At 67.9% G+C, this 11,820-nt stretch carries 15 protein-coding genes; 6 read left to right on the forward strand and 9 right to left on the reverse strand.

Translation table 11 applies throughout. From position 1 onward, the window contains the following. Window positions 1–4 precede the first annotated feature (4 nt). The gene (locus V9K97_RS13775) at window positions 5–352 is read left to right on the forward strand and encodes a GFA family protein (protein WP_258501693.1); all 348 of its coding nucleotides are present in this window, start codon (window positions 5–7) and stop codon (window positions 350–352) included. Here V9K97_RS13775 and V9K97_RS13780 read toward each other — a convergent pair. Genes V9K97_RS13780 through V9K97_RS13790 form a run of 3 tightly spaced genes read right to left on the reverse strand, consistent with a single transcriptional unit; the run spans window position 324 to window position 3,792 of the window. Beyond that, complete coding sequence (locus V9K97_RS13780; protein WP_337318649.1) at window positions 324–1,625, reverse strand: cyclopropane-fatty-acyl-phospholipid synthase family protein; 1,302 nt, start codon at window positions 1,623–1,625, stop codon at window positions 324–326. The genes V9K97_RS13775 and V9K97_RS13780 overlap by 29 nt on opposite strands. Continuing rightward, a complete protein-coding gene (locus V9K97_RS13785) occupies window positions 1,622–2,419 on the reverse strand; it encodes a DUF1365 domain-containing protein (RefSeq protein WP_337318651.1) in 798 nt (265 codons plus the stop codon). The genes V9K97_RS13780 and V9K97_RS13785 overlap by 4 nt, the downstream gene beginning before the upstream one ends. Continuing rightward, window positions 2,416–3,792 carry an NAD(P)/FAD-dependent oxidoreductase gene (locus V9K97_RS13790; RefSeq protein ID WP_337318653.1) on the reverse strand — a complete coding sequence of 459 codons (1,377 nt, stop codon included), beginning with the start codon at window positions 3,790–3,792 and terminating at the stop codon, window positions 2,416–2,418. The genes V9K97_RS13785 and V9K97_RS13790 overlap by 4 nt, the downstream gene beginning before the upstream one ends. Before the next feature lie 214 nt (window positions 3,793–4,006). On the opposite strand from V9K97_RS13790, the gene V9K97_RS13795 reads away from it, so the two are divergent. Both V9K97_RS13795 and V9K97_RS13800 read left to right on the forward strand, forming a co-directional pair. Next, window positions 4,007–4,567, forward strand: coding sequence for a sigma-70 family RNA polymerase sigma factor (locus V9K97_RS13795; protein ID WP_337318655.1), 561 nt, complete (start codon window positions 4,007–4,009; stop codon window positions 4,565–4,567). Next, the gene (locus V9K97_RS13800; protein ID WP_337318657.1) at window positions 4,564–5,220 is read left to right on the forward strand and encodes a ChrR family anti-sigma-E factor; all 657 of its coding nucleotides are present in this window, start codon (window positions 4,564–4,566) and stop codon (window positions 5,218–5,220) included. Before V9K97_RS13795 ends, V9K97_RS13800 begins: the two co-directional genes overlap by 4 nt. Before the next feature lie 9 nt (window positions 5,221–5,229). On the opposite strand, the gene V9K97_RS13805 is transcribed toward V9K97_RS13800, so the two are convergent. The 5 genes from V9K97_RS13805 to V9K97_RS13825 are packed head-to-tail and all read right to left on the reverse strand — an operon-like array spanning window position 5,230 to window position 8,708. Continuing rightward, entirely contained in the window at window positions 5,230–5,640 is a 411-nt protein-coding gene (locus tag V9K97_RS13805; RefSeq protein WP_337296864.1) for a DUF2177 family protein, read from the reverse strand. A 39-nt stretch (window positions 5,641–5,679) separates the two neighbouring features. Then, window positions 5,680–6,321: a DUF6134 family protein gene (locus V9K97_RS13810; RefSeq protein WP_337318659.1), complete on the reverse strand. Its 642-nt coding sequence runs from the start codon at window positions 6,319–6,321 to the stop codon at window positions 5,680–5,682. After that, the gene (locus V9K97_RS13815; RefSeq protein WP_337318661.1) at window positions 6,318–7,124 is read right to left on the reverse strand and encodes a DUF1295 domain-containing protein; all 807 of its coding nucleotides are present in this window, start codon (window positions 7,122–7,124) and stop codon (window positions 6,318–6,320) included. Before V9K97_RS13815 ends, V9K97_RS13810 begins: the two co-directional genes overlap by 4 nt. Beyond that, window positions 7,117–7,668, reverse strand: coding sequence for a DUF2878 domain-containing protein (locus V9K97_RS13820; protein ID WP_337318663.1), 552 nt, complete (start codon window positions 7,666–7,668; stop codon window positions 7,117–7,119). The genes V9K97_RS13815 and V9K97_RS13820 overlap by 8 nt, the downstream gene beginning before the upstream one ends. Continuing rightward, the gene (locus V9K97_RS13825; RefSeq protein WP_337318665.1) at window positions 7,665–8,708 is read right to left on the reverse strand and encodes an SAM-dependent methyltransferase; all 1,044 of its coding nucleotides are present in this window, start codon (window positions 8,706–8,708) and stop codon (window positions 7,665–7,667) included. Before V9K97_RS13825 ends, V9K97_RS13820 begins: the two co-directional genes overlap by 4 nt. Window positions 8,709–8,817: 109 nt before the next feature. Here V9K97_RS13825 and V9K97_RS13830 point away from each other — a divergent pair, with 109 nt between their 5' ends. Together V9K97_RS13830 and V9K97_RS13835 are read left to right on the forward strand one after the other, a co-directional pair. Further along, window positions 8,818–9,864, forward strand: coding sequence for a LysR family transcriptional regulator (locus tag V9K97_RS13830; protein WP_337318667.1), 1,047 nt, complete (start codon window positions 8,818–8,820; stop codon window positions 9,862–9,864). Between the two features lie 54 nt (window positions 9,865–9,918). After that, window positions 9,919–10,404: a GNAT family N-acetyltransferase gene (locus V9K97_RS13835; protein ID WP_337318669.1), complete on the forward strand. Its 486-nt coding sequence runs from the start codon at window positions 9,919–9,921 to the stop codon at window positions 10,402–10,404. 11 nt (window positions 10,405–10,415) lie between these two features. Here V9K97_RS13835 and V9K97_RS13840 read toward each other — a convergent pair whose 3' ends face one another. Continuing rightward, entirely contained in the window at window positions 10,416–10,760 is a 345-nt protein-coding gene (locus V9K97_RS13840; RefSeq protein WP_337318671.1) for a hypothetical protein, read from the reverse strand. Between the two features lie 263 nt (window positions 10,761–11,023). On the opposite strand from V9K97_RS13840, the gene V9K97_RS13845 reads away from it, so the two are divergent. Next, the coding region (locus tag V9K97_RS13845) for an ESPR domain-containing protein (protein WP_337318673.1) at window positions 11,024–11,820 on the forward strand (797 nt) is incomplete at its 3' end.

Raw genomic sequence — 11,820 nt, forward strand, 5'->3', positions numbered from 1 at the left:
CCGCATGAAATACCAGGGAAGCTGCCACTGCGGCCGCATCAAGTTCGAGGCCGAGGGCGAGATCACCTCGGCCCTGTCGTGCAATTGCTCCATGTGCCAGCGCAAGGGCACGCTGATGTGGTTTGTGCCGCGCGGCAACATGCAGCTGCTCACGCCCGAAGAAGACACCAGCGTCTACCTCTTCAACAAGCACGTGATCAAGCACCGCTTCTGCCCCGAGTGCGGCATTCATCCCTATGGCGAAGCCAAGGCCCCGTCGGGCGAGCCGATGGCGGCCATCAATCTCCGTTGCATCGAGGGCATCGACCTGCAGGCGGTTCCTGTCACGCAGTTCGACGGACGATCGGTATAGGCGCGGGCTGGCTCGGCGCGTGCGTCAGCGTGAAGAGCCCCACATCGACCCGTCCCGACAGAAAGCCCGCCTCGCAGTAGCAGAGGTAGTACTCCCACAGCCGCTTGAACGAGGCGTCGAAGCCCAGCGGCTCGATGGTCGGCCATGCCGCAAGAAAGCGGTGCCGCCATTCGGCGAGCGTGGCCGCGTAGCTGGGGCCGAACGATTCGGCGCATTCCAGCGCAAGGCCCGCACGCGCGGCCTCTGCCCCGAGCGCGCGCACCGTCGGCAGCATCCCGCCCGGAAAGATGAAGCGCTGAATGAAGTCGGGGCTGCGGCGGTATTGCTCGAAGTGCTCGCCCGCAATGGTGATGACCTGAACCACCGCCGTGCCGCCCGGCGCCAGGCTCTCGCGCAGTGTGTCGAAGTACACCGGCCAGTAGCGCTCGCCCACGGCTTCGAGCATCTCGATGGACACGATGCGGTCGTAGCGGCCCTGCACGTCGCGGTAGTCCTGCAGGCGCAGGTCGATCTGCGCCGACAGCCCCTCTTCCTGCACGCGCTGCTGCGCATGCGCGAGCTGTTCAGAAGACAGCGTGAGGCCCGTGACCTGCGCCCCGTTTCGCCGCGCCAGCGCGAGTGCGAGTGCGCCCCAGCCGCATCCGATTTCGAGCACCGAGTCGCCGGGCGACGGTGCAAGCAGCTCGGCAATGCGGTCGATCTTGGCCGCCTGCGCCTCTTCGAGCGATTCGCCGCCCGTGGCGTACAGCGCGCTCGAATAGATCAGGTCGGCATCGAGCCACTGGGCGTAGAACGCATTGCCCATGTCGTAGTGGAACGAGATGTTCTGCCGGCTGCCGCGGCGCGTGTTGGCGCGCATGCGGTGAACGGCGCGGCCGAACCATTTCGCGGGCAACGAGGCTTGGAAGACGCGGCCCCAGCCGGCCTCGTTGCGAATGCCGAATTCGAGCAGCGCCGTCAAGTCATGGGTCGACCAGTCGCCATCGCGGTAAGACTCGGCAAGGCCGATGTCGCCTCGCAGCAGCATGCGCGCGAGCGGCCGCCAGCGGTGCAGCCTGATGGCGGCATGCGGGCCGGCCGCCGCGCCGCGGCCTTCCACGCGCTCGCCATTGGGCAGTTCCACGGAAATGGCGCCGCAGTGCACGCTGCGCAGCAGGCGCGCCAGCAGCCGGCGCAGCGGCCGACGAATCCAGGACGTTGGAGCAAGCCCCACGGGCGAGCCGAGTGCCGCAGCCTCGAGGCCGCTGGACGTGGAAGAAGTTGAATTGCTCATGAGTCCTTGGTTCCAGCAATGGTGACCGGCTTCGCAGGTGCGGGTGGGCAAGAGCGGAAGCGCGCGCCCTTCACCCACAGCCGCAGCGCCTCCCAGTGAATGGCGGCGATGACCTTGAAGGTCAGCAGCGGATGGGAGAAAAAGGCCAGCGCAAGCGACGCATCGCCCAGCGGGCGCCGCCGCGCATCCAGGCTCGCGGAAAGCACTGCGCCTTCCGCATCGCGCGCGGTAATGCCGATGCGTAGCCCCTTGCGCTCCGCATCAGGTGGCTCGACGCGAAAGTCGTAGCGCATGTCGAGATCCAGAAACGGCGACACATGAAAGTGCTTGGCGCACTGCTGCGCAATGCGTTCGCCGTGGCGCTCCGCCTCGTCTACCGGAATCAGGTAGCTGTGGCGCTGGCCGAAGGTGTTGCTCACCTCGTAGAGCACGGCCTGCAGGCCACCGCCCTCCGGGTGGCCGCAAAAGTACACACTGAGCGGATTGAACGCATAGCCCAGGATGCGCGGCATGCTGAGCAGGTGGATGGCGCCGCCCGTGCGCAGGCCCGCGGCATCGAGCTGCCGTTCCACATACCCGCGCAGCGCCATGCCGTCGCCCGCGCCGTAGTCACTTTCATGCAGGCTGAACAGGTTGAAGCGGTTGAATGAAAAGAGCCGCAGCCTGCGCGAAAGCGCCGGCAGTTCGTCGACGTCCACCAGCAGCGAGAACACGCGGTAGCCCAGCCGGTGGCGCGCCGGGCGCAGCCGCTGGTGCGTTACGCGGCCAAGATAGAGGGCGGAGCCTTGCTTCAAGCAGCCTCCGCCGCAGCGGTGGGACGCAGCTTGATGCGGCCCGATTCGTTCGGCACAGTCCACGGGCGGCGCAAGCCGCCCAGCGCCTCGGCTACGGCCAGGCCGGCCTGCAACCCGTCTTCATGGAAGCCCGATCCGAAGTAGGCCCCGCAGAACCAGGTGCGGCGCTGCCCCTGCAGCGACCAGAGTTCGTCCTGCGCACGCATGGCGGCCGAGTTGAACACCGGGTGCTCGTACACCTCGCTGCCGATCAAATGCTCGCGCGCCGGCTCGTGCACGGGGTTGAGGGTAAGAAAGAGCGGCGTGCTTTCCGGAATGCCCTGCAGCCTGTTCATCCAGTAGGTCACGCACAAGGCGCCCCCTCGGCTGCGGTCGGCCATGTAGTTCCAGCTGGACCACACCGCGCGCCGGTGAGGCATGAGGCTCGGGTCGCTGTGCAGCACCGCGCGGTTGCGGCTGTAGCCGAAGGCGCCGAGCAGCCGTGTTTCGGCGCTGCTTGCGTCCGGCAGCAGGCGCAGCGCCTGGTCGGCGTGCGTGGCCAGCACCACATGGTCGAACCGCCTCGGCGCGCCTCCGCCTTCGGTCAGCACAAGAACGGAGTCGGCCTCGCGCCGCACCTGCACGGCGGCAGTGTCCAGCCGCAGCCGGTCGCCCATGCCGTGGGTGAGCCGCTGCACGTAGCGCACGCTGCCGCCCGCCACGGTGCGCCACAGCGGCCGGCCGCCAAGATTGAGCAAGTGGTGGTTCTCGCAAAAGCGAACGAAGGCCTCGGTCGGGTAGTCGCCGATGCGCGCGGCGGGGGTCGACCAGATGGCCGCCGCCATCGGGTACAGGTGGTCTTCCCTGAAGGCCTGGCCGTAGCCTCGGGCGTCGAGGTAGCAGTCCAGAGGCAGCAGGCCGTAGTGCGCCGCATCGCCCGGCGCCCGCCGGTAGAAGCGCACCAGGTCGTACAGCATCGACCAGAAGCGCGGGCTCGCCAGGTTGGCACGTTGCGCGAACAGTCCGCCCAGGCCGCTGCCCGAATATTCGAGCGCGCCGTTGTCCAGGCTCACCGCAAACGACATCTCCGCAGGCTGCGTTGCCACGCCCAGGTGCGCGAACAATGCCGTGAGGTTCGGGTAGGCCGATTCGTTGTAGACGATGAAGCCGGTGTCGACCGGGGTCACCCCCGCCCCGCTCGCGACCTGCACGGTATTGCTGTGGCCGCCGGGCCGGCTGTCGGCCTCGTACAGCGTGACCCGGTGCCGCTGAGACAGCAGCCAGGCGGCCGAAAGCCCCGAAATGCCGCTGCCGATGACCGCAATATCGAGCGCCGGCCCGCCAGGAGCCTGGATGTGCGGCGCGGGCGTATCGGAGGCTGCTGCAATCGTCATGGGGGCTCCGGAAAAGAAGATGTGCCAACTTGTACGCGGCCAGCGCCGGTTTGGATTTGCCCCTATTACAAAGAACCGCTGTGATCTAATGCCGCCGGCGGTGCGTAAGAGCAGCATGAACACCGTCCGACAAACCACGGCACCGGTCTCCTCGCGCGTTCGACCGCGAGCGCCTTGGCTGTCGATCGTGACACTGCATCAAGGCCGGGACGCGATGCCGACAAGCGAAGAACTCAACAACCTGGCCCAGGCAGTGGCCCGCAACGGCGACCGGCAAGCCTTTGCCGCGCTGTTCAAGCATTTCGCGCCGCGCGTAAAGTCTTACCTGATACGGCTCGGCACCTCCGAAGGGCTGGCCGAGGAACTGGCGCAGGAAGCCATGGTGAGCGTCTGGCGCAAGGCGCCGAGCTTCGACCCCGCCCTTGCCAATGTTTCGACCTGGATCTTCACCATTGCGCGCAACCTGCGGGTGGACCATTTCAGGCGCATTGGCAACCGCACGACCGATGCGGAGGAGCTCGACGGCGACGACATGCCCGACACGCTTCCCCAGCCGGACGAACTTTTGCTGACGCGGCAGCGCGAAGCCGGCGTGCGCGCGGCCATGGCGCAATTGCCCGACGAACAGGCGCAGGTGCTGCGCCTTTCCTTTTACGAGGAGCAGCCGCACTCGCAGATTGCAAAGGCGCTGGGCCTTCCGCTCGGCACCGTCAAGTCGCGCGTGCGCCTGGCCGTTCGCCATTTGCGGCGGCTGCTCGATGGACTCGAACCATGACGACGATTCAACATCACCCAGACGACGAGTTGCTGCTGGCCCATGCGGCGGGCAGCCTTGACCGCGGCCATTCGGTGGTCGTTGCCAGCCATGTCGAGAACTGCGCGCATTGCCGCGAACGCATGCGCGTGTTCGAGGCCGTGGGCGGCGCGCTGCTGGACGAACTGCCGCCCGCAACCATGGCACCCGATGCGCTCGCGCGCACGATGGCGGCCATCGACGCATCGCCCAAACCCCTTGCCGTGCCCGCGCAGGCGCCCCACCCCGTGCTTCCGCCCGGCATGACCTGGCCGCGCTCGCTTGCGGGGTGCCCCGCCACGCGCTGGCGCTGGCTGGGCCCGGGCATGCGCTGGAGCCGCGTGACCCTGCCCGACGATCCGGCGGCGAACGTCTTTCTGCTGCGCATTGGCGCGGGCAAGAACCTGCCGATGCACACGCACAGCGATTCCGAGCTCACGCAGGTGCTCTACGGCACCTTCCACGACGGGCGCGCGCTGTTCGGCCCGGGCGACTTCGACGAGGCGGACGGCAGTTTTCACCACCAGCCGGTGGTGCAGGCGGGCGGTGAATGCATCTGCCTTGCCTCGGTGCGCGGCCGGGTGCTGTTCAACGGGGTGGTGGCACGCACGCTGGGCGCGCTGGTGGGCATGTAGCGGGCCGCGTCAGCGGCTCACAGCCAAAGTCACCTTGGCCGCCACTGCAGCCGAAACCGCGGTGACGAAAGTGCCCCAGCACAGGTCGGCGATGGTCACGGTCCATGACCAGTCTTTCAGCGTGGCCTGGTTGGTCAGGTCGTAGGTGGCGTAGGCCATGAGCCCGAGCAGCGCACCCAGCCCCAGCGACGTGAGCCAGCGGCCGCTGCCGAGCGCGGGCGACACGGCAAACACCACCACGCCAGTCAGGTAAATCGCATAGAACGCCGCGGCCGGCCCCAGCGAAAAACGCTCCAGCATCAAATGGCCGAGCGCCGGCCGATAGAGCCGGTCGGCCATGACGGTCAGCCAGATGGCGTCGAGCACCAAAAAGACCACGGCGGACGCCGCATAGGCGATGGCGAATTGCCGGATGGACATGAATGTTTCTCTCTGTTGGTTGAATAAAAGACCGTCGCATCACTTCAGCCGATAGACCAGTTTGCGCCCACCGTCGACCATCGAGTCGAGCCCGACCCATTCGCCCTGCGCCGAATACCAGACGTCGATCGGCTGCGCCGGGCCGTCGATGCGCCAGCGCGTTGCTGCCACCTGCCGCCCGCGCACCTCGACCGTGCCGCCGCCGGCGCGGCTGACCTGCACGCTCTCGCTGCGGCCGGTCTGCGCATTGAGCAGGCGCGGCTGGCGCTGGATGGCGGGGTTCCAGTAGGCAAAGCTCATGACGCAGCCCTTGAGCGCCTGGCGGCCCGCGTCGGTGACCACGGCGAGCCCGTCGCCTTCGGCCTCGGTCCGCACGCGGCTGGCCTTGCCGTCGTCGTCTGTGGTGGCGGTCAATTCGCTCAGGCAATCTCCGCGCCATTTCTCGACGGCGCGATGGCGGTAGCGGTACACGGTGAGCCCCAGCAGCTTGACGGTAAAGCTCGCCTCGCTCACCACGCTGCGCGCCTCTTCGGTGCCACCGATGCTGAAGCGATGCTCGCCGATGGGCTTGTCGTCGAGGAACACGCTGAAGGTCGAGTCGCTTGCCGGCGCGGCGGCTGCCGACGAAACCGCAAGCGCGCAGGCAAGGCATGCCGCCGCGCGGTAGCAGGTTGTTTTCATCGTGGCTCCCCGCGCCGAGGACCGGGCACAAAGGCATTGGTGCGCGCAATGTAGTCGCGGTACGCAGGGCGCCGTTCGGCGATGTCTTTCTCGAGCAGGCTCACGCCGGACACCTTCAAGAGAAGCACCGTCATGAGCACCGGAGACACGGCGACCCACGCGCCGCCCCACCCGGCTCCAGCGATGGCCATGAGCCACAACCCCCACCAGACGCAGGCCTCCCCAAAGTAGTTGGGATGCCGCGTGTAGCGCCAGAGGCCGCGGTCCATCACCTTGCCCCTGTTCGCCGCGTCGGCCTTGAAGCGCGCCATCTGCGCGTCGCCGATGCTCTCGAACGCAACGCCGAACAGCGCCAGCCCCATGCCTGCTGCATCGAGCATGTTCAGCTCGCGCGCTGCCGACATGCCGGCGAGGAAAGGGGCAGAGACAATCCACGCCAGCACAGCCTGCAGGCCGAACACCAGGTACAGGCTCTTGAATCCGAAGTTCGGTTGGTTGCGTTCGCGGATCTGGCGGTAGCGCCGGTCCTCACCATGCCCACAGTTGCGCCAGCTGATGAAAGCGCTGAGCCGCAATGCCCACACGGTGGCGATCAGCAGCATGCACAGCCCCCGCGGCACCGCTTGCGGCGGCAGCAGAAAGAAGTACATGGCCGCCGCGGCCAGGATGCAAAGCGACCAGATGCGATCGATCAGGCTGGCGTCGCGCCGTGCCAGGCTGGCGAGCCAGGTTGCGAATGCCAGGACGGCGGTTGTCCCGAGTCCGGCCAGGGCCACCGTCATGAGGCTCGTGTTCTCACCCATGGCTCGTCTCAGGAACGCCGACGCCGTCGAAGCGAATCGAAAGCCGCACCAGCACCGGCATGAGCACCGCCCAGACCACCGCCAGCGTGAGCAGCGCGGGTTCCGGATGCACAAACTCGGCGCCGCCAAGCCGCACGCCCGACGCGAAAGACAGCGGACCGAGAACAGCACCGAGCACGCATGCCAGCCATGGCCGCGCGCGCAGCCAGCGCATCGTCACGTTCAGCGCAATGGCGAGCAGCCCCCAGAGCGCCACCAGCCAGTAAGGGGCCAGGTACGGCACGGGCTGCCCGGACGGATAGACCACATGGCCCTGCAGGACGACCGCCGTCTCGATGACGAACCCCACGGCGCAAGCCACCGCCACGAGCCGCGCTTCGCGTGCCGGCCGGGCGGAAACGAGAAGGTGCCACCCGACGGCCGCCGCAACGCACGCCGTGCCCGCGAGCGGCAACTGGTGCGCCGCGCCCAGCACGGCCGCAAACCATGCGAGCTGGAACACGGCCAGGTTCGACAGCTGGACGGCGCGCGTGGGCCCGTTCATGCGCGCCGCTCGAAAAGGTAATGGCTCACCCACCACCTCTGGCCGCTCTCATAGCCGAAAAGCTCGGCCACCGACATGAAGAAGAGCCGCCAGCGCATCCACCACAGTTCGGCGTCGGCGCCGTAGGTTCTTCTGAAGAGCGGAAACAGCATCATGCGGCGCCCGTCCATGTTGGTGAGCCACGCTTCGGCGGTGCGCTGGTAGTGGGTGCCGTCCCAGCGCCATTGGCGCAGCACCCGCAGGTCGTCCTGGCAGCGCAGCGCCAGGCTGTCGCCCGGCATCATGCCGCCCGAGAAAAAATGGCGGCTCATCCAGTCGCTCGCATCGCGTTCCTCGAAGGCGTAGGGCGCATCGCGGTGCGCAAACACATGCATGAAGAAGCGGCCCTCGGGCCGCAGCCACCGCGCCACGTTGGCAAAGGCGCGCGGCCAGTTGCGCAGGTGCTCGAACATCTCGACCGAGACGATGCGGTCGAACCGGTCGGCCGTGTAGAACTCGTTGAAGTCGCGTGTGACGACGCGAACGTTGTGCAGCCCGCGCCGCGTGGCCTCCACCTCGATGTATTCACGCTGCGACTGCGAGTTGGACAGCGCCGTGATGCGGCTCGCGGGGTAGCGCTCGGCCATCCACAACGTGAGCGAACCCCAGCCGCAGCCGAGCTCGAGCACGTCCTGCCCGTCGCGCAGGTCCGCGCGCTCGCAGGTGGCCTCCAGCGCGGCCGATTCGGCCTGCATCAAGGTCTTTGCGCCTTCGGGCCAGAAGCAGCTGCTGTACTTGCGGTGATGCCCCAGCACGGCACCGAAGAAACCGGCCGGCACTTCGTAGTGCTGTTCGTTGGCTTTCTCGGGCAAGGGCGCCAGCGTGGCGGCGCGCATCTCGCGCAGAAAAATTTCCGTGAGCTCGGCGGTTTCTTCCGCGGCGCCGCCTTCGAGCTCGGCCAGCCGGGCCCTCAGCAGGCGCCGGATGCCCAGCCGCACGAGAGTGTCGGGCACCAGGCCCCGCTCGACCGAGCGAATGGCGGCTTCAGTGGTTTGCGGCATGCGCGTGAATCCTTGTTCGCGGCGGCGGAAAGTGCCGCCTGCCGCTATACGCGGGAATCCTCGGGTTGGATCTGCAGCCGCGCGGGGAAACTGAAACAATGCAGCCACCATGGACGGCCTCGATCTCATCAAAACATTCCGCGAAGTGGCGTTCCGGCGCAGCTTCTCCCGTGCAGCCATTTCGCTGGGCATGTCGAAAGCCACGGTCAGCCGCTATGTGGCCGAGCTCGAGGAGCGCAGCGGCGTTCGGCTGCTCAACCGCTCCACCCGTTCGCTGAGCCTGACAGATGCGGGGCAGGTGCTGCTCGACCGCAGCGCCGAGCTGGTGGCCATGGCGGAGAACACGCTGAACGACCTGCAGGCCCATGGCTCGCACCCGCGCGGCCGCCTGCGCATGAGCGCGCCGCACGGGCTGATTGCGGGCTGGCTGTCCGACGTGATTGCCGAATTCATCAAGCTCTACCCCGAGGTGTATGTGAGCCTGGTGTTCACCAACAGCGAGATCGACCTGATCGAGGAGGGCATCGACATTCACCTGACTGGCGGGCGCATCGACGACATGAACCTGATCGTGCGGCGGCTGGTGCCGTTCGACATGGTGGTGTGCGCAAGCCCCGGCTATTGGGCGCAGCGCGGCATTCCCAAGGTGCCCGAGGACCTGGCCCGCCACGACGTGCTGAGCTATTCGGCAAAGCCCACCACCCACCTGCCTTTCGAAACCAAGGGCAAGCCGGTCGAGGTGCAGGTGCACAGCCGCATGGAGGCCAACGACGCGGTTGCGCTCATCGAGCTGGCGCTGCGCGGCGCGGGCGTGGCCTATGTGCCCGAGCCGCTGGCGCAGTCGCACCTGGAGCGCGGCGCGCTGGTGCCGGTGCTGCGCGAGCACATGCCGAAGGACCATTGGCTTTACGCGGCCTATTCGCAGCGCCGGCACAACAGCGCCGCCATGCGCGCGATGCTCGACTTTCTCGAGCAGTCGATGGGGCCGGCCGGCGAGCCGCCGGTGCTGCCGCCCATTCCGCCGCTGACGGCGGTGGTGCCGACCGCATGCAACCTTTCGGTGCCGCGCAAGGCTGCCGGCGCTCCCGCGCCTGTGGCCAAAAAGAACAAGTCGCCGGCCGAAGAAGAATTGCTGAACCCTTTCTTCGGACGCTGAGCGGGCTGCAGTCGTGTTGCAATCGCATGTTTTCAACGTGCAGGCAGCCGACGCATGACGACCTCTTCTTCCCCTTCGCCTTCTTCTTCCCTTCTGGTTCGCGCTCCGGTGCCGGAAGACTACGCCGGCTGGAAACCGCTATGGGACGGCTACAACGCCTTCTACGAGCGCGAGGGCCCCACGGCGCTGCCGGAAGAGATCACGCGGGTAACGTGGCAGCGCTTCTTCGACGCCTACGAGCCGGTGCATGCGCTGGTGGCCGAGCGCGATGGCCGGCTGGTGGGGCTGACGCACTACCTCTTTCACCGCAGCACCACGCGCATCGAGCCGAACTGCTACCTGCAGGACCTGTTCACGCTGCCTTCGGAACGCGGCCGCGGCGTGGGGCGCCAGCTGATCGAAGGCGTGTACGCGCATGTGAAGCGCGTGGGCGCGCACCGCGTGTACTGGCAGACGCACGTCACCAACACCGCGGGCCGCATGCTCTACGACAAGATGGCCTCGCACGACGGATTCATCGTGTACGGCACGCTCGTCTGATCGGCTGAAAGTCAGTACTTGATGGTGACGCCGGCTTTCACGCCGTTGTTGTTCTTGCCGTCGCTCAGCACGCCGCCCGTGAGCGACACATTGCCGCCGGTGCTCGCACCCAGCGAGTAGGTCGGCCGCGGCGTGGAGGTGTCGGTGCCTATGTAAGTGCCGCTGCCGTCGGGCCGCTCCACGCCAATGGTGGCGCCCTTGGTGTAGGCCGAGGTTTCGGTGGGGTTGACGTTCGGCGCCACGTAGATGGTGCCCTTCTCGTCGCTGTCGACCGGCACCCTCACGGGCTCCGCCGCTGCAGTAACGGCCGCGCACCACGCGGCCACGCTCACGCTTGCAAAGATCCATTTGCTCATGGCCCCATCCTGCGGGCTCGGCGGCGCCGCGCCTGTAGGACGAGAGGCAGGCCTGCCCGCATCGGCAGGCGATTTGTCATGGTTCGCACCAGCACGCGCGGGGCGTTTGTCTCCCCGGAAAAGGGGCGCACCGCTCATGTCCGCATGTGACGCAATTTTTACATTGGCTCCACGGCAAAAAAACGCTTGCAGTCCGGTCCGGACACCAGGCGACGCCTCCGTTGGCAGGTCACCGGGGGAACACGCCGCCAAAAGGTAGAGCCATGAACAGAATTTTTCGAACCCTCTGGAATCCTTCGCTCGGCGCATGGGTGGCGGCACCCGAAGTTTCGCGCGGCCACGCCCGGCCAGGCCGCGGCGGCGGCAATGTCGAAGGACGCAGCCGCGCAGGCCCGATGGCCGACCTCCGCCTGCACGCCATCGCCCTGTCTGTGCTGCTGCTGGGCGCAGCCCTGGCCCTGCCCGCGGGCGCGGCCGGCGGTACCGGTGGCCAGCCCGTGGGTGACACCACCCTGCACGCTGGCGACGGCGGCAGCGACGGCCAGGGCGGCACCGGCGGGCTCAACGACACCAGCGTCAACGCCCGCGGCGGCGACGGTGGCGCCTCCACCGAGAGCGGCCCCAGCGCTGGCAGTGCCGCCGACATCGGCAGCTTCGTCGGCGCCACTCCCGGCGCGGGCGGTGCCGCCGGTGCCTCCACCACCGAGCTCTCGCCCGGTGTGTGGCAGGGCGACGCCGGCATCGCCGGCCAATCGCAGGCCAGCGGCAACGGCTATGGCGGCGGTGGCGGAGGCGGCCAGATCGGCAACGCCATGAGCCCCGCCACCACTGCGGCCAGCTTCTCCGCCACCGGCGGTGCGGGCGGTGCCGGCGGTAACGGCTACTGGGCCGCGGGCGGTGGAGGCGCAGGCGGCCACGGCGCCACGCTGCTCGACCCCCTCGCCGATGTCGCTGCCAGCGGCGTCTTCACCGGCGGTGCCGGCGGCGCGGGCGGCGATGCCTTCTCCCAGGCCGGCGGCGGCGGCAGCGGCGGCAGCGGGCTGTGGCTGCGCAGCGCCAC

The sequence above is a fragment of the Variovorax sp. CCNWLW186 genome (assembly GCF_037203865.1).
GTDB lineage: Bacteria > Pseudomonadota > Gammaproteobacteria > Burkholderiales > Burkholderiaceae_C > Variovorax.

Coding starts and splice junctions, on each gene's coding strand:
- V9K97_RS13825 (WP_337318665.1), bottom strand. CDS start 8,708: ATGCCGCAAACCACTGAAGCCGCCATTCGCTCGGTCGAGCGGGGCCTG.
- V9K97_RS13810 (WP_337318659.1), bottom strand. CDS start 6,321: ATGAAAACAACCTGCTACCGCGCGGCGGCATGCCTTGCCTGCGCGCTT.
- V9K97_RS13805 (WP_337296864.1), bottom strand. CDS start 5,640: ATGTCCATCCGGCAATTCGCCATCGCCTATGCGGCGTCCGCCGTGGTC.
- V9K97_RS13795 (WP_337318655.1), top strand. CDS start 4,007: ATGCCGACAAGCGAAGAACTCAACAACCTGGCCCAGGCAGTGGCCCGC.
- V9K97_RS13815 (WP_337318661.1), bottom strand. CDS start 7,124: ATGGGTGAGAACACGAGCCTCATGACGGTGGCCCTGGCCGGACTCGGG.
- V9K97_RS13835 (WP_337318669.1), top strand. CDS start 9,919: ATGACGACCTCTTCTTCCCCTTCGCCTTCTTCTTCCCTTCTGGTTCGC.
- V9K97_RS13790 (WP_337318653.1), bottom strand. CDS start 3,792: ATGACGATTGCAGCAGCCTCCGATACGCCCGCGCCGCACATCCAGGCT.
- V9K97_RS13775 (WP_258501693.1), top strand. CDS start 5: ATGAAATACCAGGGAAGCTGCCACTGCGGCCGCATCAAGTTCGAGGCC.
- V9K97_RS13780 (WP_337318649.1), bottom strand. CDS start 1,625: ATGAGCAATTCAACTTCTTCCACGTCCAGCGGCCTCGAGGCTGCGGCA.
- V9K97_RS13800 (WP_337318657.1), top strand. CDS start 4,564: ATGACGACGATTCAACATCACCCAGACGACGAGTTGCTGCTGGCCCAT.
- V9K97_RS13840 (WP_337318671.1), bottom strand. CDS start 10,760: ATGAGCAAATGGATCTTTGCAAGCGTGAGCGTGGCCGCGTGGTGCGCG.
- V9K97_RS13830 (WP_337318667.1), top strand. CDS start 8,818: ATGGACGGCCTCGATCTCATCAAAACATTCCGCGAAGTGGCGTTCCGG.
- V9K97_RS13820 (WP_337318663.1), bottom strand. CDS start 7,668: ATGAACGGGCCCACGCGCGCCGTCCAGCTGTCGAACCTGGCCGTGTTC.